This is a genomic window from Desulfomonilaceae bacterium, from assembly GCA_041662605.1.
Classification (GTDB): domain Bacteria; phylum Desulfobacterota; class Desulfomonilia; order Desulfomonilales; family Desulfomonilaceae; genus CAJBEZ01.
Genome location: JBAZSD010000009.1, coordinates 12,172 through 36,751, shown reverse-complemented (window position 1 = coordinate 36,751; position 24,580 = coordinate 12,172). Strand labels below are relative to the sequence as shown.

Below are 24,580 nucleotides of genomic sequence, written 5' to 3'. Positions count from 1 at the left end.
TGACTTAATGACTGAGTCTTATTTCAGCAAATCAGTCAAGGCGGATCTCACGCTTGAAAAGCTGAACTGGAATCCGTGGTTAATAAGTTTTCTAGGAAGAATCCTCTGGCCTTTAAGTATGACGGATCCAAACTCTCCAAGCGCTAGCCTGATAACGAGTCCTGGAGCTGGAATGAAGGAAGGTCGGTGGAGGATTTTGCCGATTTCCTCAGCTAGATTCTTATTGGTCACCGGTTCAGGTGAACAAAAATTAACAGGCCCTTCCACCGCCGGATTTTCAGCGACGAACAATGCGGCCCGACACAAATCCTGAAGATGTATCCAGGACATCCATTGGCGACCATTGCCGATTGGTCCACCCACAAAAAATTTAAACGGTCTAACCATCTGATCGAGTGCGCCCCCGTCATTTCCCAGGACAACTCCAAAACGCGTCAAGACGACTCGAATCCCTCTTTGCGACGCGTTAAGGGCTTCATTTTCCCAGTCAACAGCGAGTTGAGCCAAGAAATCCTTCCCCGGAGGAGATGTTTCATCCAATTCTTCGTCTCCGGTGAATCCATAATATCCAACGGCCGATGCGCTTAGAAACACTCCTGAAGAAGGGAGAGCTTCCACTAGATTTCTCGTAGTTTTTATTCGGCTTTCTCTCAGGAGTTTCTTGTAAACGTCGTCCCACCGCCGAAAAATGTTAGCTCCCGCAAGGTTAATGAAGAGATCATATTTTTCAAGATTCTCTTGCCATGTTCCCTGTTTTGTGGATTCTCCGATCACAACGGAGACGCGTCCAGGAAGATCCTTGACCTTTGACGGGTTCCGGACCAGTAGGCTTACTTCATGCCCGTTATCGGTTAAAAACCGAGCCAAATTGGTCCCAACAAATCCGTTTCCGCCAGTTAGAAAAACTTTCATTGGGCTAGTCTCTATGCATCCTTCCCTAGTACTATCTCGTGAGGAGCGCAGCTACACGGGGAGTCATCTTCAGGTTTTCGATCCCATTCGGCGCAGACGTCACTGGAACGGGACGGGCGGGCTTCAATGATTTCGAGTTCATAGCTCAAATCGAATCCGGCCAGATTGTGATTAAAATCGATCACAATCCCATCTTCCCTGACGTCCTTGATTCGCACACTATCGGGTCCTTCATCGTCGTTAAATATGACGGAGATCTCCATCCCGGGATACGGCTCGTAACCTGGTGGAAAATGGAATTCCTTCTTATCCTTGACAAAGACCAGGCTATCGTCCCTCTTTCCAAAGGCTTCTTCCGCCGGAACATCGAAAACCATTTTCTGGCCTTGCGTTGCGCCTATCAGTCTTTTTTCTAAACCAGGGATGACATGCTTGTAACCGGTTACAAAATCCATTGTTTCCATTTGGTCCGAGCCTTTGAGCACAGGCCCGCCAACTATTTTCACTTTATATCTGATTTTTACGTAGGCTCCCGAAGCGGCTATTTCATAGGGCTGGTTGTCAACAGAACAATCCATAAAAAACTCCTTTTTGCTCTTTATGATAAGGAAAACGTAGTTATCGCATCCAGCACCGGGCAATAGAGCCAGATTTTTTAAGTTCCAGCGCTGGCGGGTTCACACATATGGCATCTGCTTCCGGACATCTGTCACGAAAAACGCAACCCTTGGGAAGATTGACCAGATCCGGAACCATTCCTGGAATCATGTAAAGTCTCAGCCGTTTTGTTTTGGCGCCCTGATCTATACGAGGAACCGATTTAAGTAAACCGATGGTATAGGGGTGGAGTGGATTTGAGAACAGCGCCTTCACATTCGCTTCCTCGACAATTTGACCGGCGTACATCACCGCTACTTTGTCCGCCATTTCCGCCACAACTCCCAAATCGTGGGTAATTAAAATAATTCCGGTATCTTTTTTATGTTTGATGTCATTCATGAGGTCAAGTATTTGAGCCTGAATCGTTACGTCAAGCGCTGTTGTAGGCTCGTCGGCAATCATGAGTTTAGGATCGCATGCTAACGCCATGGCGATCATCACTCTCTGACGCATCCCGCCGCTCATCTGATGAGGATAATCCCTAATACGTTCACTGGGTTCAGGAATGCCAACTGTCCTGAGCATTTCCAGAGCCGCTTCGAGAGCTTCTTTCTTGGTCATTTTCAGATGCGTGCGGTACACCTCGGAAACCTGATCACCAATTTTGAAAACCGGGTTAAGGCTCGTCATGGGTTCTTGGAAAATCATTGAAATGTCTTTCCCTCGAGTGGCGCGCATCTTCGCGGGAGAAAACTTCAGCAAATCAGAACCCTGGAAAATAATTTCACCGCTGGCGATTAAACCGGGTGGAGTTGGAATCAAACGCATTATTGACAGTGCAGTGACACTCTTTCCACATCCTGATTCTCCCACCAATCCGAGAGTTTCTCCCCTCTCCAGGTTCAGGCTGACATCATTGACAGCCAATGCCGTTCCCCGGTCAGAGTTAAAAATGACTTTCAGCTTTTTTATTTCGAGCAGCAAACCGGCCATTGTAACTTACTTTTTGGATACCGAAAAATGTTCAGAATTCTAGCAGCTAAGTCTTCAATACTCAAACCTGTTAAATATCCAAGCTGGGTAGTATAAGGAAAGATCCGAAGAACCCCGCCCCAAAACTCAAGAGAGAAACGAGAAGAGCCATAATTAGGAATGAACTACGATAAAGGAACGCATCCAAAGCCGAACCTGCCCAAACTATGATTGCTATCAAGAGAGCGGGTGTCTTGATGTCATATTCTGTATTCTGAGGCGCCAAGGCAAGCGGGGCGAGGTACAAAATCACATTCAACAGGAAGAGCAGACCAGCCAGAACTCGTCCTCGCACAATTTGACCCATCCCAGGAAAGATCAGAGACATGATAGAGTACGAAATGTTTGATCGCCCTTTTTGTTGGTTTTGCTCATTTTCCGTGGTTTTCACGTTCATCTCCTCGGTTAAACGCAAGTTTGCATCGGTATAATCTTTAGGCCGAGCGAAGTCAATCCGCGCCTGGCTGCTGCAGGAACAAACAGTTCAACTAATAGGTCTCCATTTAGGGCTGATTGCACGTTATCAGCCGAACTGTTCAACCCACTCATTAAAAAATAAGATTAGCCATATCCTGGAAGCATTGTCTGATCGTGCTTCCTGATGGTCTTTCCAGATTTTCTCAACGAGGCGTTTTTCCATAAAACCGTGATCATAATCGAACAATCTATGTTCACACCACTTTTTCAACGATGTCTTGAACCACTCACCAATCGGTGTTTGGAACCCCTGTTTGGAACGTCCAATTATTTCGTCGGGAACCACACCTTGAGCCACATCTCTTAGTATTCGTTTGGTAGTTGTTCCTCTGATCTTAAAACGTAAAGGGAGCCTACATGCAAATTCTACAATTCTATGGTCCAACAAGGGGCTTCTGACTTCCAAAGCGTGAGCCATACTCATGCGGTCAACTTTGGTAAGAATGTCATCTGCGAGATATGTTTGTATATCCGTGAACATCATTCTACTAACGGGGTCGAGAGCGGGCCACTGGTCAGCATTGGCGATTGCAGGATCGAGCCCGGGATCATAAGTCAAACCTGTCAACGCCCTTACATCATCAATGGAAAAAGTTTGAGGAGTCAAGGCGGACGGATTTCTTCTGATCCTATTTGACGCGTCAATAAAGAGTTTTATTTTTTTTGTAGCGCTAAACCCGTAGTAATCGGTGGATGCCTTGGTTCTCATTACCAGAGGTTCAATAAATTTTTCTCGCAAGGTCCTAGGCAAACAATCATATATATTTTGTAGCCTTCTAGCGATATAACGCTCATATCCACCGAAGAGTTCGTCTCCTCCGTCTCCGGAGAGAGCTACCGTAACATCTTTTCTGGTTTCCTGACAAAGTCTCCACGTTGGTATGGCCGAGGAATCTCCGAACGGTTCGCCAAAGTGTGTGACCAACTTGGTGAAAACATTTTCTATGTCAAAGTCGACCCGGTGTTCTGTATGTTGAGAACCAATATATCCAGCAGCGATGCGGGACCATTTCGCCTCATCATGAGTGGTTCCCGGAAACGATATGCTGAAGGTCCTGACCTCTGATGCTCCGGTCTTTGTCATCAGTGAAGCAATCAGAGTGGAATCAATTCCCCCGCTCAGAAAAGCCCCTAGAGGCACGTCGGCCACCATTCTCTTGTTTGTAGAGTCGAGAAGAACATTTAGCAGTGAATTTCTGCAAGAGTTGTAGTCCAATCCAGATTCCGGAATCGGTGGAACCCAGTATTTGGAGATTCTCATCCCGGTTTCGTCAAAAATAGCCATACGGCCGGCCTCTAACTTGTTGACGCCCGAAAAAATTGTGTGCGGCGCGGGGATGAAATCATAAAGAAAATATTCCGACAAAGCCTGGTGATATATTGATTTCGGTATTGTGGAATCCTGAACCAATGATCTGAGTTCTGATGAGAAAGACAACCTCTTGCCGTGAATCGAATAGTACAGTGGTTTTTTACCCATTCTGTCCCGGGCCAAAAAAAGACGCTGTTCTTTGTCATCCCAGATCGCAAAACTGAACATCCCATTCAAATAGGGCAATAGCTCGTCCTTTTTTTCGATATAAAGCCTTAGCAGGACTTCTGTGTCTGATTGAGTCCTGAATCTGTGCCCTTTGGATTCCAGAAATTCCCGCAACTCCCTGAAATTGTAGATTTCTCCATTAAAAACGATAGCCTGGAGCCCGTCGTCAGAGAACATGGGCTGATTGGCCGCCTCTGTAAGGTCAATAATTGATAGCCTTCGATGGCCGAGCGCACATTTTTCGAACCGGCACGTTCCTTCAGCGTCAGGGCCTCTATGCCTCAAAGCCTCAGTCATTCTGTTAAGAGTTGTCTCAGATGGTTGATTGTTGAAATCTACTATCCCTGCGATTCCACACATTTGTTGGCCTCATAGCTCTGTATGTCAGTATTGCAATACCATTAATAATACTAATTAGTATATAATATTTGACATTTGAATATAATTATGAAAGTTTTCGTTAAGCTTTTACTTTGGTCCTAAACAGGCCATGCCCGTTAAGCTCTTATCATTCTAGGAGTTATAACATGGTCCAAGTCCGTTGCGCCGACTGCGGTTACCTTCAAAGTCTCTCAGATGAAAGATTCTTAAACATATCCGAAGACTTTCTGAATTGTCCACATTGCCACGCCAGAATTCCAAAAACGTGGAAACCTGCTCAGGTGGATTCCATCCCCGAAGACGTTCGACACAAGATGCTCGCTTTCTCAAGTCGCATTCTCAACGGGGGTGATATCACAAAAGAGGTCGTGAATGCGCTGGAGTCGCTCTTCAGAAAGTACGGGCCCCTAGAAAACACTGTAAGAGCGCTCGGTTTGGGATACGCGTCTGTTGGAGAAGCGAAAAAGGCGGAAGAGTTCTTAATTCAAGTCCATGATTTGGATTCTACAGACAAGGAGGTTTGTCAATCTCTTCTCAAGATATATTTGTCACTTTCCAAATATCAGGAAGCGGTGGAAATCGGCATGAGCTTGGTACAGGCTTCAGAGGCCGAAGATGACGATATAGGCAGGCTCGGATTGGCGCTGATTAGGATAGGAAGGCAAGAGGAGGCCGGCCGGCTTTTGGAGTCACGCCCCTGCATGGATAACAGAAATCTGGAGATACGTAAGGCCAAAAAAGAGTTACATGCCGGATCGCCTATCGGAATAGGAGCAATATTTAGTGGGAAAGTTCCATTCAACAAGCTTTTTTCAATATCTGGGAAAGAGAGCCTAAAAGCCATAAGCAGTAGAGCCAGGTCGCTGGTGTCCTCGCCTGGAGCACAATTGTTCGGCAGTCTTCGACGGACTGGCGAAGAAAAACCAATTACTGGAGGTGATGCAGGCGGAGCAGCTACGCTCGAATCCTCATTGTGGACAAACCATTGTGAATATTGGGTATATACTCCAACATCAACGATCCCCAGTTGGGAAGACTTAAAGAGAAGTTTCTTGCAGCAGCCAGCCAACAGACAAAACAGATCCCGGGAACTTCAGAATCTCGAGAATCTCATCGCCAAACAGAAGCTCACCATTGATTATATACTCCGGGAAGAAGCGGGGGATTTGTTCGAATACCCCGTGGAGCTATTGGAATTTAACTCTCGCGAACTGGAGGCCTCTGATTTCAAAACCTTCAGACATTCACAGATGATAATAAGGATAAGATTCTCTGATTCTGCGGATGCCGCCCTCGAAAATGTGATATTTCTTACAAGATTTGTAGAAGCGGTTAGAAACGTCTCCGGAGGAGTAATACAGGACGCAGTCTCGCATGTTCTATGGGGGCAGAGGGCTTGGGAGAGAAGTCTATATGATGAAAGATCGCAAGTGGTTCAATCCAACGTCCTGATAGATTTACTGGATGAAGATGGGGCTTTATGGGCTCACAGCCACGGCATGAGAAAATTCGGATTGCCTGACATTGAGCTGGAGGGAGTTCCAAAGGATTTTGGAGTCGCAGCGGCCAAACTTATAATGCGCGCGTGCGAAACCATAGTGGACCTTAGAAGTAAATCTTCAGTTATCTCTCAGCCGCTGCGCTTGGCAGATTCCTCGGTCTCGTGTGGTTTCGAATACCGCAGACCGGACGCTGAAGGACATTTCCCTGCAGGCAGTTTCCTAATATCGCCTTATACGGGCTATGACTCTTCAACAAGCGGGACCAGCCTCAGTGACGCATTGATAGTTTTCAATCGAGCCTCCGGTCCTGCCCGAGTCCCAGTCGAGAAGATGGCTTTGAAATCCGAGGCGCCTGCGGCCAAAACCGACGTAATAAGCCCAGACTTGATAATTTTAAGGAAAAGGATATTGGATGCTCACCGCAAGGCGCGCGGAGCCTTGGACATTTTTAGAAAAAGCTTTCAGGAATCCAATCTTACGCAAGACCGGGTACATGCCGTAAAAGTGGGATTTCCGGCTCATGGCGGTCAATATGAATGGATGTGGGTATCTCTGAACGCGTGGCGCGGCAAATCCTTGGTCGGTTTCCTCGAGAATGCCCCAGTCTTACGTAAAGATCTCCAAAAAGGCGCTAAAGTCCGAATAAACGAAGCCGAGATATTCGATTGGGTTATAGCCAACGACAATAACATTGTTGACGGAGGCTTTACCGAGCAAGTTGTACACGACAACTAATTTTAGGTGGAAAATCATTCGTCTCTGAGAATGTTTTCTGGCATTAAATAAAAGACCTCGATCCATGGAGGCCTTATTACTGGAATTTTTTCGGCAAAGGCTATTTCCCCGATATTTTGAGGAGCCTCATTACTTGCTCCGCCTTTTCATCAAGCCCAGCCTGCCTACCTATCATGATTCTCTGAGCAGCCGGTGGCCCGGCGCCATGCATGGACTCCACAAGATAACCTACAGCGCCCGCCCCAATAGTAAGGTTCTCAATCAGCCTAAGAACTTTCATACGATCGAGCACCCGGTAATCCGGATTGGCCGCCAGATACTTCTCGATGTAGGGGCCAACCTCGGGATCGTTTAGATCCGCGGCTGAAGGCATAGTTCCCAGCAAACCTCCGGCAATGTCGGTAGCCAGTCGAGCAATCTCATATGGAAAGCGGGTGACGTTGAGCTTGCACACATTTGCCAGCAGTAGATCTACTTGATAGTTACCGGCGGGAGTAGGGCGCCCCTGGCTTGAGCAGGCCAGCCCGCAGCAGTAAAGAGTTTCATTCAGGTGGATCATTTCCACAATTTTTTCCCTCACATGACCGGCTTTCTCTACCCCATTCATGCGAGCGATCAGTTCGGTGGCCCCGATCAGAACGTCTCCAACGCCAACTTTACACCCTCCATAACTCTGGCGGTGGTAAGATGCGAAACGCTCCACCAACGTGCCTGTGAAGTCAATCTGGCCATCCAGGAATATACGTTCTTCTGGAACGAATACATCCTCGAAAACCGTCATGACCTCTTGACCGCCGAAAATGGGGTTGCCAACGTCAAGCTTGTCCTGTTCCAGTTTTCGAGTGTCACTGGCTTGTCTGCCATAAATATAGCGCACGCCATTGGCGTCTATTGGAACGGCGCAGCATATTGCCCAAGGCTCTTCGCCCAGGCGCATGCTCATAGTGGGCATGATCAGGATCTCATGGGAATTAAGCATGCCTGTCTGGTGGAGCTTGGCTCCGCTGATGACTACCCCACCGGCTTTTCGGTCTTTCACCCGCAGGAAAAGATCAGGGTCTATCTGGTCCTTGGGCCGACGACTTCGATCACCTTTCGGGTCGGTCATAGCTCCGTCTACTACAAGGTCTTCCCTCTGGATCCAACCCCAATAATCACGGAAACGATCATGAAAGTGGGTGTCATGTTTGCGGTCACAATCGAATGTCGTGCTGTAGATGGCATTAGCCGCATCAAGGCCTACACAGCGCTGAAAGCAGCAGCCGGTCATTGCCCCGCAGTAACGTTGCATTTTTATTTTGTTGACCAGGTCTTCGACGCTCTGATGCAGATGAGTGAATCGGTTAACCTCACCGTTGCATAAGTGTGAAACCGCCGTAAACATTTCTCGGCTCTCGGGTCTGTGAGCGGAGTCATAGGTAAAAGCCACCGCCTGCCGAGAAGGGCCTATAAGTCCGTGCTTCTCTGGCTTTTTGGTCTTTTTGCCCATTATGTGAGCTTCAATTTTGAGCGACTTCAGAGACCTAAGGTACTGATCTCCAGTTTTTAGCGCCATTTCCTTCCTCGCATTCTCTCGATCAGATTGTTGATTAATGCTTCCCCCGTGTATCGAATTTCCGAAACAACAAAAGCATTTATATACGTCAGCGATGGTCTAATCCAAAGAGATAAAATCGCCCGGTTTTGATTTTGTTGTCGCGTTTTTTATTTTTAGGAGTTGACAATCTGTCGATATCTACATTAATGTAAGCGGGCGCTCGGAAGGTGAGTGAACGATCGGCAATAATTCTTCTTGGGGCCCGAACGTGAGTACGATTCACACCACCGTCAAAAACCCAAATCTCGTTCAGAAACGTCGCGAACAAATCGTTCTTGCGGCAATTAACCTCTTCGCCCAAAAGGGATTCCACAAAACCACACTCAGAAATCTCGCAGAACAAACTGGCTTAAGCCAAGCCAGCATCTACGATTATGTCGGGTCCAAGGAGGACATATTCTTCCTGATTCACGAGTTGGCCGCCAGCTCGGCCATGGAGGCCATGACAAAGTCCCTCGAACATGTTTCGGCCCCGCTTGAGAAACTGCGTCGGATGATCCGGGCCGAATTCAGCACCATGGATAAACTGGCGGACGCCATCATGTTAATCTACCAAGAGGGCCACATTCTTACGAAACCCCTTTTGCAAAGTCTCTTGAGGAAGGAACGGGCCCATCTCGAAGTTATCGAGTCAATACTCGAAGAATGTGTGGAAAGAGGGATACTTCGGCCATGTAACGTTCGGGTAGTCGCCAACCTTATCAAATCTATGGTTGACGCATGGGTCCTGAAGCGGTGGGATCTCCGTGGCTATGCTAGCGCTCTCGATGTGGAGAAGGCCATCCTCGAATTACTCTTTCAAGGATTAGTTGAGCCAGGTTCCTCACCTGCGCAGTGTGAATCAAGCGGTAACTCTTTGGAAGGCAAGTCGGCGCTTGTCGTAAATGGCGGGACGCCTCTTAGTACCGCCCTGATTTCCTTTATGCTATCGCATGGGGTTACGGTGACGGCCCACATGGACACTGTAAGCAGGGGCCGGGAATATGCGATTATCAACCTTGGTGGGTCCAACAAGCTCAAATGCTATTTCAACTCTGAAAATGGACCGATGTCTCCGGAACTGTACAAGAAAATTGAAAACGAAATTGGGACACCCGACATTTATATTCACGACATAGGAATAGGCAGCCTCAAAATATCTGAGGCGTCGCGGGACAATCTTGTCGCCGCCGGTCGACTCCAGGAAAATGTAACCTGCGCCCGGAATTTGATTACTTCGGTTCTCGAGAGTATGCGGAAACGTTCCTCGGGGCGTGTCATTTATTTGGCGCCCTGGGCTTGGGACAGGTATGCCGACGCCTTGAGCTACGAAACAGCGAAGGCTTCGGCCATTGCGTTGACCTTGGTCTGCGCCAAAGATGTGGCTGGGTCCCAGGTAAATGTGAACTGCATTGCGCCGGGGTTCATAAGGACCATTCGTCCCTCTCGGATTCAGAAAGATCTTGCGGCTCAGTTAATTAAAGAGATCCCAGCGGCGCGTATGGGAGAATTGTCGGACGTGACCAATGCGTTGTTATTTCTGGTGGGAGATTCATCTAAATATATTACAGGGCAGGTGCTGAAATGCAACGGAGGCGCCGATTAGACCACCAAAGATCAAAGGGTATGTCTTTTATTGTAGTCAGAGGGAACTATGGGATCTATTTACGAAAAACGGCCTTGGTTGAGTTCTTATCCTGATTGGATTTCTCATGATTTTGAAATAACGTCTGCGACAGCCATAGATGATTTCATTAAAACCGCGTGTTCCCGACCAGACGCTCCAGCGGTTTATTACTTTGACCATGTGATCTCATACGGTGAGATCAATGCGCTCTCGGAGGTTTTGGCCGCGGCGTTCCTGGACTTTGGTCTTGAGACTGGCGATCGAATCATTGTACATCTTCAGAACATCCCTCAATTCCTAATCGCAACCTATGCCGCATGGAAACTAGGCCTTATAGTGGTCCCGCTGAATCCTATGTACAAGGAACAGGAACTTTCTTATTTTTGTCAGGATTCCGGCGCTAAACTGTTCCTTACCCATGACGAAATTGCAAACGCTCTGGACCTTTCCTTTTTAAAACAGACAAAGGTCAAACTGGTGATCACGACTTCGGCCCTTGATTTGCTGCCTCCTGATTCGTCTCCTGTGGAGACGCTCAAAAACGTAAAACGACCTGAAGTTATGGGGTGCCTTAAATTTCTCGATATTTTAAAGAATTATGCAGGGAAGGCCCTCGATTATTGTGAAGTTACTCCCGATACTGTCGCGTACCTTACATATACATCCGGGACTACGGGCCAACCCAAAGGGGCCATGAACACTCATGGAAACATAGCGTTTAACGCTAGAGTCTACCGGGCCGTTATGCGCATAGGCTCCGACGATGTAGTCCTTGGAGTCGCCCCACTTTTCCACGTCACTGGTGAAGTGGCTCACTCGGCCATCGCAGCTTTAGCCGGGATCCCGCTGACGCTCTTCTACCGCTTTGATCCAGGTGAGGCCCTTAGGTTGATAGAGCGATGGAAGGTGACCATGACGGTTGCTTCGATCACCGTGTACATCGCTATGATGAATCATCCGGACATAAAAAAAAGACGTCTTGAAAGTTTTGTAAAAGCTTACAGCGGTGGGGCGCCGGTTTCCAAAGCCCTGGTTGATCAGTTTGAGAGCTTGACGGGTCTTCGCCTTCACAATGTATATGGGATGACGGAAACAAATTCTCCATCTCACATCGTCCCGTTAGGAGAGAAGGCGCCCGTGGATCCAGAGAGTGGGGCTCTTTCGGTCGGGCTTCCTGTTCCCAACAGTGTTTCAAAGATTGTGGACCTTGAAGATCGATCTCGTGAAATGGCGCCGGGCGAAGTAGGGGAAATAGCGAATCGTGGGCCAATGATTATTCCCGGATACTGGAACAAACCCGAGGAAACAGCGTACGCCATCGAAGACGGGTGGCTTTTTACCGGGGATGTCGGCAAGATGGACGAACAGGGATGGTTTTATGTCGTGGATCGCAAAAAGGACCTGATCATCGCTTCGGGGTATAAAGTTTGGCCTAGAGACGTGGAGGACGTTCTCTATCAGCATCACGCCGTGCGGGAAGCCGCTGTAATCGGCGTTTCTGATTCATATCGGGGAGAAACTGTTAAAGCCTTTGTGGCATTGAAAGAGGGATCGGAAGGAACAGTAACCGCTGATGAAATCATATCGTTCTGCAAGAGTCGGATGGCGGCGTACAAGTACCCGAGACAGGTTGAGTTTGTCACTGCGATCCCAAAAACCCTGACAGGTAAGTTCTTGAGAAAAGATCTCCGTGAAGATAAGAAAGCCTAAAAGGAGAATACTGATATGACAATGATGACTGGGAGAGATTACATAGAATCTTTGCGGGAATTGAGACCCGAGGTCTATTTCATGGCCGAAAGGATCACCAATGTGGTCGACGAGCCTATGTTCGCTCCTCACATAAATACTGCAGCCATGACATATGAACTTGCTCATGATCCTCAACACGCTGAGATCATGACGGCGACCTCTCATCTTACCGGCAAGAAGATCAATCGATTCACTCACATTCACCATAGTATCGATGATCTGGTCAAAAAAGTTCGAATGATGCGGTTGCTGGGTCAGAAGACTGGGACGTGTTTCCAGCGCTGTGTAGGTCTGGATGGTCTTAATGCGCTGTATGCTATCACATATGCAATGGACGCCAAACTTGAGACTTCTTACCACCAACGGTTCAAAGAATTTCTAGGATATGTTCAGGAACATGATCTGATGTCCGCAGGCGCCATGACCGACGCTCGTGGTGACAGAAGTCTCAGGCCACATCAACAAAAAAATCCCGATCTTTACCTGCACATAACTGAAAGAAATAATGAGGGAATAATAGTTAACGGCGCCAAACTCCATATCACCGGTGTCGTTAATTCGCATGAGATCATTGTTATGCCCACTAGAGCGATGGGTGAGGAAGATAAGGATTTTGCGGTTGCTTTCGCGACGCCGGTTAATACAAAAGGAATCAAGTTAGTTTTTGCCCGCCAGACCAACGACACTCGTCGACTTGATGGTAGCCTGGACTCGGGGAACCCCAAGTACGCCAATGTGGGTGGAGAAGCCCTCATAATTTTCAAAGATGTATTTGTGCCTTGGGGAAGAGTTTTTATGGCGGGCGAATACCAATTCGCAGGTCAATTAGTAGAAATATTCGCTGGCCATCATCGCGCCAACTACGGCGGATGCAAGGTTGGGTTGGCGGACGTTGTAGCCGGCGCTTCCCACTGGTTGGCGGATGCCCACGGTGTAGCCAAATCGTCACATATTGTCGATAAACTTACCGATATGATGGCTATGGCGGAGACTTGCTGGTCATGTTCGCTAGCATGTTCGTATGAGGGGCGAAAAACCCCCTCTGGGGCCTATAACATCAATCCATTGCTGGCAAGCGTTACTAAACTGAATATTACCAAAATGGTCTACGAGTGGATGCGGATCGCTCAAGACATTGCGGGAGGAAAAATAATCACTCTTCCGTCAGAAGATGATTTGAACAATCAGGAATTAGGTGAGGTAATTACCGGTTACTTTGCCGGTAAAGAAGGGGTGGACGTACGTAACATACTGAAGATGCTAAGGCTCGTTGAAAGCATGTCCGTGGGGGCAGGACTGCCGGAAGCCATGCACGGGGCCGGTTCGCCGGCCGCTCAGAAAATAATTATAGCCCGTCGTGGAGGCTTAGAGGACAAAGACTCTCTGGCCGAGACGATTCTTGGCATACGGCGCGACGAAACTTTTGAAAACATAGTAGGAAAACCCGAGAAGGATTATATGGACGAGATGGCCGAAAAACTGCGAGGGCAAAACGTGCAAATTTGCCGTCGCGTTACTCAATAGTTTTCTCTTCTATTTTTTGTAGATGGGCAACCGGCAATACCATAAGGATGAATTCGTATGTTTAGAGATTTGTTTGATCTAACGAATAGAGTGGCTGTTGTCACAGGAGCGTCGAAGGGCCTTGGAAAGGCGATTGCAATCGCTCTGGCGGGGGCCGGCGCTAATGTGGCCCTTTATGCGCGCAACCGGGATGATCTGATGACGGTCAAGACGTCTATTGAGTCCCTGGGTCGAAGAGCCGAAATATTCTGCGTTGATATTCTGGATAAACAGGGCGTGAACGATACCGTGAAATCCACGTTAGGAGTGTTTGGGAAGATAGACATACTAGTAAACAACGCGGGCGTAAACGTACGAAAGCCGGTCCTCGAATTGAGTTCTGAAGAGTGGGACCTCGTGATGGATACCAACCTGAAAGGCTATTTCCTGATGGCCCAAGCAGTGGTCCCGGACATGCTTTCCCGATCATACGGCAAAGTAATCAATATGGCCTCTATTTTGGGCGCAGTTGGCCTTCCCTCACAATTGGCTTACGCATCCAGCAAGGGAGGCGTAGTGCAGATGACAAAAGTAATGGCTCTGGAATGGGCAAAACAGGGTGTTCACGTGAACGCTATTGGTCCCACCTATTTTGAAACTCCCTTAGTAGCGCAATTGAGAAATGATCCTGAACGATATGGATTTATTGTAGAACGGACCCCAATGGGGCGTTGGGGACAGCCGGACGAACTTGCTGGAATCGCTATTTTCCTCGCCTCTCGAGCCTCGGATTTCATAACCGGTCAAACCATCTTTATCGATGGAGGCTGGACAATCTGGTAAGACAGTGTCTTGACGTCGAGAATGTGTCTTCGCAAAGGGTCCTTAGCTAATGGCCGGAAGGCTGAATTTCATACGGCCTGAATTTGGCCGAAAAGAAAGGAGTGAGGATATGGATGAGCAGGGAACATCGCGTAGGAATTTTCTGAAGGCGGGCTTGGTAACCGCAGCCGCATCGGCTCTGGGGACCGGGATTGTGAAACCTGTGGGTTTGTGGGCGACCACGCCGAAAATCAAGGGTCCAATCAAGGTTGGTTATTTGACAGTCCTCTCCGGGACGCTTGCCGGATACGGCGAATTTCACAAAATGGGCGCATTGATGGGTGTGGAGGAAATTAACGCCGCTGGCGGCATCGCAGGAAATAAGGTGGAGCTTGAGATTCGCGACTCCACATTAGCAGCTCCTGCATGTATCCAGGGCGCGCGATATTTTGTTGATAGTTGGGGGGCCGATTTTCTCGCCGGAGTTGATTCATCAGGTCAGGCATTGGCAATGGCCCCTGTAGTCGCTGAGCTTGATCGGGTGCTAATGGTCACTCACGCTGCGACCGAAAAACTGACAGAAGATGAAGTCTTCAAAAAAGGTATCAAGCAAGTCTTCCGCATCTGCACGCCGACATATCAAGACGGGAATGCGGCGGCATTCGTGGCGAAAGATTTGCCGGTCACGACATGGGCTACAATAAACCCCAAGTATGAATATGGATACACGACATGGAACATGTTCAAAGACACTCTTGGAAAGCTGAAACCAGGGGTCAAGTTTACCGCCGAATCGTGGGCGCCATTCGGTACCACAGACTTTAGACCGCACATAAACACAATTTTGGACGCCAAACCGGAGGGGCTATACTCTGTAGTCTGGGCAGGTGAGCTGATTACTCTCATAAAGCAGGCCAAGCAGGCCGGTTTATTCGACAAAATCAAGCATGTCATGCTTCCAGTGGGTGCGGCGATGGATGTCCTGGAAGGACTGGGTCCCGAGATGCCTGATAACATCTGGATTTCCGGCAGGTATTTTTTCCTTTATCCGACTACTGAACGGAACAAGGAGTTTGTCGCCCGTTTCCACAAACGATGGAATCACTATCCCGCTTATGTTTCAGAAACCGCTTATTCCACGATGTTTGCGTTCAAGAAGGCGGTCGAGGCGGCTGGATCAAAGGATACAGCCAAAGTCATTCAGGCCCTGGAAGGTATGGAACTTGATTCTCCCGCCGGCAATCGCGTCTTCCGGAAGGAAGATCATCAGGCTATGTACGAGGTTCCGTGGGGTCTAACAAAAGCTGATCCGAAATATCCGTTTAAGATCATGGGCAAGGAGATAGTCATTCCGGCGAAAGAATTTTTCAATCGTCCGCCATTCGAGGGACCGGGGACGCATCCTCCATTTAAAGACTGAAATTAAATCTCAGGAGGCGGAGTGATACGCATGTCACTCCGCTTTGCTTTCTTTAGACACATTTGTTGTGAAGTTCAAGTCAGGGAGTAGGCGCTCATGTTGCAATCGCTCGTCCACGTTTGCCTTGCCGGAATTTCAACCGGTATGTTTATATGGCTGGTAGCCTGTGGTTTAACTCTGGTTTTTGGTGTCCTTCGAGTATTGAACTTTGCGCACGGCAGTTTCTATATGTTGGGGGCCTATTTATGTTTCGCTGTACTGCATGCCATGGGTGGGAATTTCTGGCTTGGACTTCTGCTTGGGCCACTGGTTGTAGGCGCTGTGGGATATTTCATGGAGCGGTTTCTTCTACGTAGTGTTTATCACCTGGAACTGCCCTACCAGCTCCTGCTTACATTTGCGATGGTCCTAATTTTTGACGACCTGGTTAAAATGATCTGGGGGGCTGGATCCATAGGCTCACCGGCAGTTCCCGGCCTTGCCGAGTCAATTTCTATAGTGGGCCGCGATTTTCCGGTATACAGCCTTTTCATCATTGTCGTTGGCCCTCTAGTTGCGCTTGGCCTTTATGGCCTGCTGGAAAAGACCTGGTGGGGACGGATAGTCCGGGCCGCGGCGTCAGATCGTGAAATGGCCCTATCTATAGGCGTCAACGTGCCTCAACTTTACACTGGCGTGTTTGTTTTCGGGGCTTGGCTTTCAGCCGTGGGTGGAGCATTGGCGGTCCCTTACGTCGGACTCCTGACGACTGGTATGGGTGAGGCTATCATTATCTCAGCCTTCATTGTTGTAGTCATTGGCGGATTAGGGAGCTTAAAAGGTGCTTTTTTGGGGTCTCTATTGGTCGGCCTTCTCAGTTCTTTCGGGACAAGATTTATGCCAATGCTCGATATGTTTCTCACCTTCGGACTCATGGCCGCTGTTTTACTATGGCGACCTCAAGGTTTCTTTGCAGAAGGCTGACCTATGAATCAATACTGGAAACACTTACTATCATTGGCTTGTTTGGTTGTTTTGGTCATAATTGGTTTTTTTAGCGGCCCATTTGTCCTATATGTGGTGACGAGGATAATGATACTCGCGATTTTTGCCCTTGGATACAATCTGCTGCTGGGGCGAACCGGACTGTTGTCATTCGGACACGCCGCTTTCTTTGCGACTGGTTCTTATGGGCTGGCTATAACATCAATCCACCTCACCTCTAATCCACTTTTGGGAATTCTTGTCGGTGTAGCCGTAGCGGCAGTTTTGTCTCTTTGCATCGGTTTTTTTTGTGTTCGGCATACTGAAATATACTTTGCCATGCTAACTCTGGCCTTCGGGATGATGGTCTTTGCCCTTATATGGAACCTCAGAAGTATTACAGGTGGAGACGATGGCCTTTACGGAATTCCACGTACAGCCATTTCTCTTGGCATTGTGAACATCCCCATCAGGAAGGGCTATCAATTTTACTTTTTCGTGCTCTTTTTCTTTGTTATTAGCGTTTTTCTTATCCATCGTATTTACATGTCGCCGTTCGGGCTGATACTTGCCGGAATTCGAGAGAACCACATTAGAGCCGAATTCGCCGGCCTATCGGTTAAGGGCTACCGGCTTGGAGTGTTTACCGTATCCGGCGCGTTTGCGGGACTGGCCGGAACGCTCTCAGTGCTACTCGAGAGCAATGTTGCCCCGTTCTCCGCTCATTGGAGTCATTCAGCCGAGCCGGTACTGGTAAGTCTTATCGGAGGTCTGCACACTTTTTCAGGCCCTCTGGTAGGTAGTGTCGTTTTTGTCGCGCTTCGTGAGATTCTCCAACGGTTCACTTACAACTGGATGCTATGGTTCGGAGTACTATTGCTGGCAATTATCATCGGATTCCGAGGAGGCATCGTTGGATCGACAGCAGACATCCTCAAACGACATTTTAGAGTGTAAAACGAGGACCGATGATCGGTTGGCTGAACCAGCGGTCTACTGCGGAAGGATTATACCAAATTCGTGTTGACTGCGCTGATAGGGAAAAGAAATCATGGGTGAGATTTTGTTAGATGTTCGAAGGCTGAACAAGGCTTTTGGGGCGGTTGTCACCGCCAAGGACCTCAATTTCTGCCTTTACAGCGGATTTATTACTTCTATCATAGGTCCCAACGGCGCAGGTAAATCGACGTTGATCAACTTGTTAACCGGACTGCAGGCCCCGGATTCTGGAGAGATCTGGTTTCAAGGCCGTGAAGTCACAAGTGAGCCGATTCATCGACGGGTAAGGCAAGGACTGTGTCGTTCGTTTCAAGTTGTTAACGTGTTCGGTAATCTCACTCTGTTCGAAAACCTCGCCATTCCGGTCCTTGCGCTCAAGGGAAAGGCGAGGGGTATGATGAGGCCAGTAACAAGCCTCAAAGAAGTTCGAAAAGAGGTGGAAAGCGTCCTGGATCAAGTCGGTCTTTCAGACCAGGCTTACATGGCAGCTAGGTCGCTTTCACACGGGGACCAACGCCTTCTTGAAGTTGCGATTGCTCTTGCAGCGAAACCACGTCTTCTCTTCCTTGATGAGCCTACGGCAGGGATGAATCCGGTGGAGAGGTCAAGGATCCTCGAAAGGATCCGGCAACTTTCGAAAACGGGTGAAGTTACCTTTGCCATCGTTGAGCATGACATGGATATAGTTTTTTCTTTATCGGATAGAGTTATGGCCTTGCATCGAGGGCAAATCATTGGGGATGGTTCACCCGAACAAATCAAGATGAATCCTCAAGTTAGGGAGGTATATCTTGGGGAAGAGGTTGCGCATGGTGTTGCAGGTAGATGAAATAGATGTCCACTACGGTACGGCGCATGTGCTTCAAAACGTATCTTTTGAAGTGAAACAAGGTGAGACAGTAGCCCTGCTGGGACGAAACGGAATGGGAAAGACCACGACCCTGCGTTCCATCATGGGCCTGAACCCCCCTACGAACGGTTCAATTCGTTTCGAGGGCGAAGAAATCTCCAAATTACCTCCGAACGTCATCGCAAAACGCGGCGTTAGCTACATCCCAGACGATTTACGAATCTTTCCGGACCTCACATGCGAAGAAAACCTGGAAATCGCTGGAAGAGTCTCCAAACGGTCAGGATACTGGACCAAAGAACGAGTTGAGGCCCTATTCCCTTTGTTAGCGGATCGTCGGAAGCAAAAGGGCTCGAGTTTTTCAGGCGGAGAAAAAAAGGTACTTAGCTTAGGCCGGTCACTCATGATGAACCCAACGCTGATTCTACTCGATGAACCATCGGAAGGTCTTGCGCCCATGATTGTTCGAAAACTCCTCGAAACTATACAAGACATAAAACGACATGGTGTTACGATCCTTTTGGCGGATCAGAATTTGCGATTTTGTATTGAGGTCTGTGATCGAGGTTACGTTCTTGAGAAAGGGACCATAGTGCATGGAGCAAGTATGGAGGCTATCTGGTCCAACGAAGATGTTGTAAAGCGTTATCTTATTCTCTAAACCTTGATCCTAAGGGAGGTGGGCTCATGAAAATTCTTGTAGGTTATGACGGCTCCAATCAAGCTAAGGAGGCCTTAAACTTAGCCAAAAAGCATGCTCAGGCGTTTAACGCTTATGTTTACGTGGTTTACTCCTTGAAAAAGGGATCGCAGACGACCGCCGGTGAGATTGATCAAGCGAAGGAATGGCTCGAATATACGAAGCAGTTTTTTTCAGCGAGCGGGATTCCAGTAGAGACACATCTTCTTGTTCGCGGAGTCACTCCCGGGGAAGACCTCGTTCAATTCGCCCAGGAACATGACGTCGATGAGATCATAGTAGGGATCAAGAAAACCTCACCGGTAGGCAAGATCGTTTTTGGTTCCAATGCCAGGCACGTAATTCTCAATGCAGACTGCCCCGTAGTCACTGTGAAATAACTCTGATTCTTAACATCAATTGCAATTGTGTGATTATCGTTAATGTTCTTGATATGGTGAGGACCGCCGAGCGCCAATCCCCCGATTAAAATCTTGGATGTTAGCCTTGCCGGCTCTAAAGTGTTGCTGAGTCAGCCGCCCATATAACGCCTTCCTTTTTCAATTTCAGGATGGAATCTTTCGAATAGCCAAGTTCTGTAAGTATCTCTATTGTCTCACCCCCAAAGGTATAAGAATCTTTTCGTATTGACCCAGGGGTTTCCGAAAGTCGGGGCGCTACTCCCGGAACTGGCACACCCTGATCATTTCTTTGGATCATTTGGCGCTCAATTAATTGGGGCTCGAAAGGAAGGTCCTCGACACGGTTCAAAGGAGAAACACAATAGTCAGGCCCACCCAGGAATTCAATCCAGTCTTTAAGGTCTCGCCTGGAGAAGATCTCTTGCAGCCCGCGACTGACCTCCGGGATGGATGAACTGTCAAACTGTTTCTCGGTATATTCCGGTTTTCCAAGTTTCTCGCACAAAATCTTCCAAAGATGGGCTTCCAAAGGGCCAACAAAAATATGTCGGTTATCCTTTGTCCTATACAGACGATAACAAGCGTAAGTCTCTTGAGACTTGTTGTCAGGGCGGCCAGGAATTAAAGATCCTGAAAAAACAGAAGAAAGAGGAATCGCCAGCAGAGAGATCAATCCATCGGTAATTGAAACGTCAATGTACTGGCCTTTACCTGTGACGGTTCGAGAAAACAAAGCGAGAAGTATGCCTACGACCGCGTAGAGGCTCCCGGAAAGATTAGCCATTTGGAAATTGGGCTGGGTGGGTTCTCCATGATTGTCTCTCAGTAGGTCCAGTATGCCGGCTAATGCCATGTAATTCATATCGTGACCGGCCTTTTGTCGTAAGGGCCCATCCTGACCGTACCCTGTAATCGAGCAATAAATTACCCGAGGGTTTACCCTACAAATGGACTCGTAATCTAAACCCAGCTTTGTCGCTATACCGGGCCTGAATCCCTCGATCAATACATCAGCTTGCGCCACTAGTTCGTAGAAAATATTTTTGCCTGACTCTCCGGAAAGGTCGAGCGCAATATGACGCTTGTTCCTGCGAACCATCGGAACAACCCCGATCACCTGGTTTTCTCTGAAGCGAGGCGCTTCAACTACGGTGACATCAGCGCCGTGATCTGCCAGCATTGTTGAACAAAAAGCCCCAGGCAAGAGCCTGCTGACATCAATTACCTTAGTTCCGTCGAGAGCGCCCACTAGTTAGAACTCCAAAATCACCTTACTTTTTCGGCTCTTGTACGAGCAAACAAAAAAGCGATTTCCAATTTATATTTTCGAACACTATCCCCAGGATACCAGGTTCATTGATAGAGGGCTAAAGAGGTATGGATGAAAAGGCAGAACCCTAAGGTAGTAAGCGAAAACCCCGGTTTCTTCACAATGAATAGTTCCTTTGAAACGCCAAACCCCGTCGGAAAGCTGTGCTTCACTCGACATTGCCGTGATATTGCGGTGTGTCAAACGTTCAGAATTGTCATCCTTACCGACGGTTCCGTGACATAAGTCTACAATCACCTCTTCATCTCGCAGCTTTCCAAGCTGAATAGAGGCTGTAACTTCTAGGGTTTGCCCTAGGGAAACTCTATCCCCGGTGGGCGCTGAGACATCGAGGACTCTTACATCCTTCCACAAAGATCGAACCCGTTTTTTCCATTCACTCAACTCAGCTCCTCGAGTTAGACGATTTTCTCCGAGAATTTGGTGAGCCAGCCCTGCCTGGAGGTAATACTCTTCCATATATTGTTCAATCATGCGGTGAGAATTAAAATACCCACAAATCTTTGCCATGCTGTTTTTCATTTTCTCAATCCACGCATGAGGCAACCCATCCGGACCACGGTCAAAAAACAGCGGAACAATTTCATATTCCAACAGGTCGTATATCTGTTCTGCGTCTATTCTGTCCTGATCTTCAGAATCGGGGGATTCTTCGTCCGTCCCGATGATCCAACCGTTTGTTCCATCGTAAGCTTCGGGCCACCATCCATCCAGGATGCTGAAGTTCAAGACTCCATTGGCCGCAGCCTTCATACCCGAAGTTCCACACGCTTCCTTAGGTCTTTTCGGAGTGTTCAGCCACAAATCACAGCCCTGGACAAGATAGCGAGCGACATTTATGTCATAGTCTTCGACAAAAACCAGGTTTCTGCAGAAACCTTCGGATCTAGACTGATGAACTACTTTCTTGATTATCTCCTTACCGAGCATATCCTTTGGATGCGCTTTGCCGGCAAAAATAAACTGCACAGGCCGTCTCTTGTCAGACATGATTTTCAGAAGTCGGTCAGGGTCCGATAAAATCAAGCCGGCTCTTTTGTATGGAGCGAATCTCCTGGCAAAACCGATGGTAAGAGCCTCTGGATTCAAATATTCCCGGGCCCTTTTCTTGTCCAACGTAGAACCTCCACCGGAAGTCATCTGTTTCATGAACCTACGGCGACAGAAATTTACGAGCCTCTCCCTGCGAGTCTCGTGCACTGTCCAAAGCTGTTCATGTGGTATGTTGTATACCCTCGACCATATTTTGGTATTGTCGGGTTCTTCAATCCATCCCTCACCCAGATACCTGTCAAACAGATCCGACATTTCTTTGGAAAGATACGATGGTATGTGGACACCATTGGTTACATAGCCTATGGGCACATCGTCTTCTTCTATATGTGGCCAAAGTGATCGCCACATTTTCTTCGAGACATCTCCATGAAGTTTGCTGACCGCGTTCACGCCTCGTGAAAGTCGAAGAGCCAAAACAGCCATGGAAAACGGAGAAGTTCTGTCTTCCGGATTGGCGCATCCGAGATCAAGGAGGTCCTTGACGGTCATGCCCAGTGAGTCCATGTATTTTCGGAAGTATTTGTGGATTAGCTCCTGGGGGAAAAGATCTATCCCCGCTGGCACGGGAGTATGCGTGGTGAATACGGTAGACGCGGTGACAGCCTCCATTGCGATTTCAAATGATGTCTTGTAAGTAACCATCGATTGTCTTATGCGTTCTAGCGCAGCGAAAGCAGCGTGGCCCTCATTCAAATGATAAACGAATGGCCAGAGACCCAGTATGTGAAGCGCACGGGCTCCTCCTATGCCCAAGACTATTTCCTGTTTCATGCGCATTTCGAGGTCTCCGCCGTACAATTCAGCGGTTATGCGCCTTGCCGCTTCGGAATTCGACGAATGGGAGGAATCCAGGAGATATAACGGAATCCTGCCCACCTGAACCTTCCATATAAGAATCTTTACTATAGATCCATCCACTTCCAGATCGAAAGAGAGTTGCCCGCCTGCCCCATCACTTACGGGCGCCAGAGGCATGTTGTAGAAGTCATTATCAAGATAGGACTCCTGCTGCCAGCCATCGATGTTTAGGTATTGCCTGAAATAGCCCTTTTGATACAAAAGTCCCAACCCTATTAGTGGGAAACACAAGTTTGATGCGCTCTTGAGGTGATCTCCGGCTAAAATGCCCAATCCTCCTGAATAAATCGGCAAACATTCCGCAATCCCGTATTCCATGCTGAAATAGGCGATACGATAGTCAATCGGGCGCTCAAGGTTGAAAGAATAATTTTCTATATTACTCACATAGTTATCAAATGACCGTTCTAAGTCCCTCACCCTGTCTATTAAAACGTTGTCCGCGAGAATCTCGCGTATCCTGGTTTCCTTGAGTTGTGACAATAGCATTATTGGATTGTGACCGTGTTTTTCCCACAGGTCCGGATCGAGAGACTGAAAAAGTCGGTTGGCTTCAGGGTTCCATGTGAACCACGTGTTCATGGCAATAATTCTAAGGGGTTGTAACTCGTCCGGCAGATCGGGTTTAACGATCAGGTGGCGGAGTTTCATCATCTCACCTCATGCAAATCGGGTAAAAACTGGATCGGAAGAGAATTTCGGAATGATAGTATTTTGAAGTTTTTATCAAGAAGGCTTTGAATGTGTCAAGCTCAATGGGGAAGATTCAAAATAGTTGCAGGAATAGGTTCGAGACGCTAGAATGACCATGCGGTCATTCCGAGCGCTTAATTTCAACTTTCCGTTTAATCGATACGATACTTATGAAATATCTCCTGGAAATCGGAACTGAAATTTTTCAGAAACTGCAACCGCAGAAAAGAGAGAAGATAATAGATTCTGCCATATCCGAGTTTGCTGAAAATGGATATCGGAAGGCGTCAGTAAACAAAATTGTGAAAATCGCCGGTATCAGCAAAGGAAGCCTTTTCCAATACTTTGCATCCAAGCCTCTCTTGTTCACAGCCACTGTCAGCGCATCGTCTTTGCTGGTAAAGGATTATTTGAAAAACGTCCGCGATGAAACGGAAGGTAAATCATTTTTTGATCGATTGGAGACGCTTATCCGATCCGGATTTCTTTTCATAGATAAGCACCCTCAAATGGCAAGAATCTATTTTCATCTCTTACAATCGGGAGAAGCGCCCTCTGGAACGGAGCAGGTTCTTGAGCTGAGAGAACGCGCTGAACGTTTCTTGGGAGAGTTATTGTACGAGGCCCAGAAAAAGGGTGAACTAAGGTCCGATATTCGTCTTGAAAAGCTCTCATTCATCATGAACAGCCTACTCGAAACGTTGATGCGCGCATATTATTCCGACTTCATTGGTCAGTCTTCCGGACTCTATAAGGCGGATGCCGCACGGCGGGACCTGTGGATAAACAGCGTAGTGGATTTTGTCAAAAATGGAGTCTCGAACCAGGATCATGCAAAGGAGTAACGATAA

The 24,580-nt window shown here is 47.9% G+C and carries 20 protein-coding genes; 12 read left to right on the top strand and 8 right to left on the bottom strand.

All coding sequences use genetic code 11. The features are described 5' to 3' along the window. Nucleotides 1-18: 18 nt before the first annotated feature. The 5 genes from WC647_09115 to asnB all read right to left on the bottom strand — a co-directional run bounded on the left by WC647_09115 (nt 19) and on the right by asnB (nt 4,921). Nucleotides 19-912, bottom strand: coding sequence for a TIGR01777 family oxidoreductase (locus WC647_09115; GenBank protein MFA6222463.1), 894 nt, complete (start codon nt 910-912; stop codon nt 19-21). 11 nt (nt 913-923) lie between these two features. Continuing rightward, nucleotides 924-1,490 (bottom strand): FKBP-type peptidyl-prolyl cis-trans isomerase, encoded by a 567-nt coding sequence (locus WC647_09110; protein MFA6222462.1) that lies wholly within the window; start codon nt 1,488-1,490, stop codon nt 924-926. Nucleotides 1,491-1,530: 40 nt separating this feature from the next. After that, nucleotides 1,531-2,505, bottom strand: a complete 975-nt coding sequence (locus WC647_09105) for an ABC transporter ATP-binding protein (GenBank protein ID MFA6222461.1) — start codon at nt 2,503-2,505, stop codon at nt 1,531-1,533. Nucleotides 2,506-2,575: 70 nt separating this feature from the next. Further along, nucleotides 2,576-2,935, bottom strand: a complete 360-nt coding sequence (locus tag WC647_09100) for a hypothetical protein (GenBank protein ID MFA6222460.1) — start codon at nt 2,933-2,935, stop codon at nt 2,576-2,578. Nucleotides 2,936-3,067: 132 nt separating this feature from the next. After that, entirely contained in the window at nt 3,068-4,921 is a 1,854-nt protein-coding gene (gene asnB, locus WC647_09095; GenBank protein MFA6222459.1) for an asparagine synthase (glutamine-hydrolyzing), read from the bottom strand. Nucleotides 4,922-5,088: 167 nt separating this feature from the next. On the opposite strand from asnB, the gene WC647_09090 reads away from it, so the two are divergent. Further along, a complete protein-coding gene (locus WC647_09090; GenBank protein ID MFA6222458.1) occupies nt 5,089-7,179 on the top strand; it encodes a DUF2314 domain-containing protein in 2,091 nt (696 codons plus the stop codon). 100 nt (nt 7,180-7,279) lie between these two features. On the opposite strand, the gene WC647_09085 is transcribed toward WC647_09090, so the two are convergent. After that, nucleotides 7,280-8,734 (bottom strand): 4-hydroxyphenylacetate 3-hydroxylase N-terminal domain-containing protein, encoded by a 1,455-nt coding sequence (locus WC647_09085; GenBank protein MFA6222457.1) that lies wholly within the window; start codon nt 8,732-8,734, stop codon nt 7,280-7,282. A 250-nt stretch (nt 8,735-8,984) separates the two neighbouring features. On the opposite strand from WC647_09085, the gene WC647_09080 reads away from it, so the two are divergent. The 10 genes from WC647_09080 to WC647_09035 all read left to right on the top strand — a co-directional run bounded on the left by WC647_09080 (nt 8,985) and on the right by WC647_09035 (nt 19,771). Continuing rightward, on the top strand, nt 8,985-10,361 hold the full coding sequence (locus WC647_09080; GenBank protein ID MFA6222456.1) for an SDR family oxidoreductase: 1,377 nt from the start codon (nt 8,985-8,987) through the stop codon (nt 10,359-10,361). A gap of 48 nt (nt 10,362-10,409) precedes the next feature. Next, the gene (locus WC647_09075) at nt 10,410-12,092 is read left to right on the top strand and encodes an AMP-binding protein (GenBank protein ID MFA6222455.1); all 1,683 of its coding nucleotides are present in this window, start codon (nt 10,410-10,412) and stop codon (nt 12,090-12,092) included. A 15-nt stretch (nt 12,093-12,107) separates the two neighbouring features. Then, on the top strand, nt 12,108-13,658 hold the full coding sequence (locus WC647_09070; protein MFA6222454.1) for a 4-hydroxyphenylacetate 3-hydroxylase family protein: 1,551 nt from the start codon (nt 12,108-12,110) through the stop codon (nt 13,656-13,658). A gap of 57 nt (nt 13,659-13,715) precedes the next feature. Then, nucleotides 13,716-14,480 carry a glucose 1-dehydrogenase gene (locus WC647_09065; protein ID MFA6222453.1) on the top strand — a complete coding sequence of 255 codons (765 nt, stop codon included), beginning with the start codon at nt 13,716-13,718 and terminating at the stop codon, nt 14,478-14,480. A gap of 109 nt (nt 14,481-14,589) precedes the next feature. Beyond that, nucleotides 14,590-15,879, top strand: coding sequence for an ABC transporter substrate-binding protein (locus WC647_09060; protein MFA6222452.1), 1,290 nt, complete (start codon nt 14,590-14,592; stop codon nt 15,877-15,879). A gap of 96 nt (nt 15,880-15,975) precedes the next feature. Further along, nucleotides 15,976-16,842, top strand: a complete 867-nt coding sequence (locus WC647_09055) for a branched-chain amino acid ABC transporter permease (protein ID MFA6222451.1) — start codon at nt 15,976-15,978, stop codon at nt 16,840-16,842. A 3-nt stretch (nt 16,843-16,845) separates the two neighbouring features. Further along, nucleotides 16,846-17,799, top strand: coding sequence for a branched-chain amino acid ABC transporter permease (locus WC647_09050; GenBank protein ID MFA6222450.1), 954 nt, complete (start codon nt 16,846-16,848; stop codon nt 17,797-17,799). Between the two features lie 94 nt (nt 17,800-17,893). Then, entirely contained in the window at nt 17,894-18,670 is a 777-nt protein-coding gene (locus WC647_09045) for an ABC transporter ATP-binding protein (GenBank protein MFA6222449.1), read from the top strand. After that, nucleotides 18,633-19,352, top strand: a complete 720-nt coding sequence (locus WC647_09040; protein MFA6222448.1) for an ABC transporter ATP-binding protein — start codon at nt 18,633-18,635, stop codon at nt 19,350-19,352. The genes WC647_09045 and WC647_09040 overlap by 38 nt, the downstream gene beginning before the upstream one ends. Nucleotides 19,353-19,378: 26 nt before the next feature. After that, nucleotides 19,379-19,771, top strand: coding sequence for a universal stress protein (locus tag WC647_09035; protein MFA6222447.1), 393 nt, complete (start codon nt 19,379-19,381; stop codon nt 19,769-19,771). A gap of 115 nt (nt 19,772-19,886) precedes the next feature. Here the strand turns inward: WC647_09035 and WC647_09030 are convergent, their stop codons facing one another. Continuing rightward, nucleotides 19,887-21,041: a CaiB/BaiF CoA-transferase family protein gene (locus WC647_09030; protein MFA6222446.1), complete on the bottom strand. Its 1,155-nt coding sequence runs from the start codon at nt 21,039-21,041 to the stop codon at nt 19,887-19,889. An 84-nt stretch (nt 21,042-21,125) separates the two neighbouring features. Continuing rightward, a complete protein-coding gene (gene glgP / locus WC647_09025) occupies nt 21,126-23,687 on the bottom strand; it encodes an alpha-glucan family phosphorylase (protein ID MFA6222445.1) in 2,562 nt (853 codons plus the stop codon). A 212-nt stretch (nt 23,688-23,899) separates the two neighbouring features. Between glgP and WC647_09020 the strand changes: the two genes are divergently transcribed. Beyond that, nucleotides 23,900-24,574 (top strand): TetR/AcrR family transcriptional regulator, encoded by a 675-nt coding sequence (locus WC647_09020; GenBank protein ID MFA6222444.1) that lies wholly within the window; start codon nt 23,900-23,902, stop codon nt 24,572-24,574. The last annotated feature ends 6 nt before the right edge of the window (nt 24,575-24,580 follow it).

What these genes read in the sequence shown, in the direction of transcription:
- WC647_09115 (MFA6222463.1), bottom strand. Translation starts at nt 912, where the DNA reads ATGAAAGTTTTTCTAACTGGCGGAAACGGATTTGTTGGGACCAATTTG.
- WC647_09110 (MFA6222462.1), bottom strand. Translation starts at nt 1,490, where the DNA reads ATGGATTGTTCTGTTGACAACCAGCCCTATGAAATAGCCGCTTCGGGA.
- WC647_09105 (MFA6222461.1), bottom strand. Translation starts at nt 2,505, where the DNA reads ATGGCCGGTTTGCTGCTCGAAATAAAAAAGCTGAAAGTCATTTTTAAC.
- asnB (MFA6222459.1), bottom strand. Translation starts at nt 4,921, where the DNA reads ATGTGTGGAATCGCAGGGATAGTAGATTTCAACAATCAACCATCTGAG.
- WC647_09090 (MFA6222458.1), top strand. Translation starts at nt 5,089, where the DNA reads ATGGTCCAAGTCCGTTGCGCCGACTGCGGTTACCTTCAAAGTCTCTCA.
- WC647_09085 (MFA6222457.1), bottom strand. Translation starts at nt 8,734, where the DNA reads ATGGCGCTAAAAACTGGAGATCAGTACCTTAGGTCTCTGAAGTCGCTC.
- WC647_09075 (MFA6222455.1), top strand. Translation starts at nt 10,410, where the DNA reads ATGGGATCTATTTACGAAAAACGGCCTTGGTTGAGTTCTTATCCTGAT.
- WC647_09070 (MFA6222454.1), top strand. Translation starts at nt 12,108, where the DNA reads ATGACAATGATGACTGGGAGAGATTACATAGAATCTTTGCGGGAATTG.
- WC647_09065 (MFA6222453.1), top strand. Translation starts at nt 13,716, where the DNA reads ATGTTTAGAGATTTGTTTGATCTAACGAATAGAGTGGCTGTTGTCACA.
- WC647_09060 (MFA6222452.1), top strand. Translation starts at nt 14,590, where the DNA reads ATGGATGAGCAGGGAACATCGCGTAGGAATTTTCTGAAGGCGGGCTTG.
- WC647_09055 (MFA6222451.1), top strand. Translation starts at nt 15,976, where the DNA reads ATGTTGCAATCGCTCGTCCACGTTTGCCTTGCCGGAATTTCAACCGGT.
- WC647_09050 (MFA6222450.1), top strand. Translation starts at nt 16,846, where the DNA reads ATGAATCAATACTGGAAACACTTACTATCATTGGCTTGTTTGGTTGTT.
- WC647_09045 (MFA6222449.1), top strand. Translation starts at nt 17,894, where the DNA reads ATGGGTGAGATTTTGTTAGATGTTCGAAGGCTGAACAAGGCTTTTGGG.
- WC647_09035 (MFA6222447.1), top strand. Translation starts at nt 19,379, where the DNA reads ATGAAAATTCTTGTAGGTTATGACGGCTCCAATCAAGCTAAGGAGGCC.
- glgP (MFA6222445.1), bottom strand. Translation starts at nt 23,687, where the DNA reads ATGAAACTCCGCCACCTGATCGTTAAACCCGATCTGCCGGACGAGTTA.
- WC647_09020 (MFA6222444.1), top strand. Translation starts at nt 23,900, where the DNA reads ATGAAATATCTCCTGGAAATCGGAACTGAAATTTTTCAGAAACTGCAA.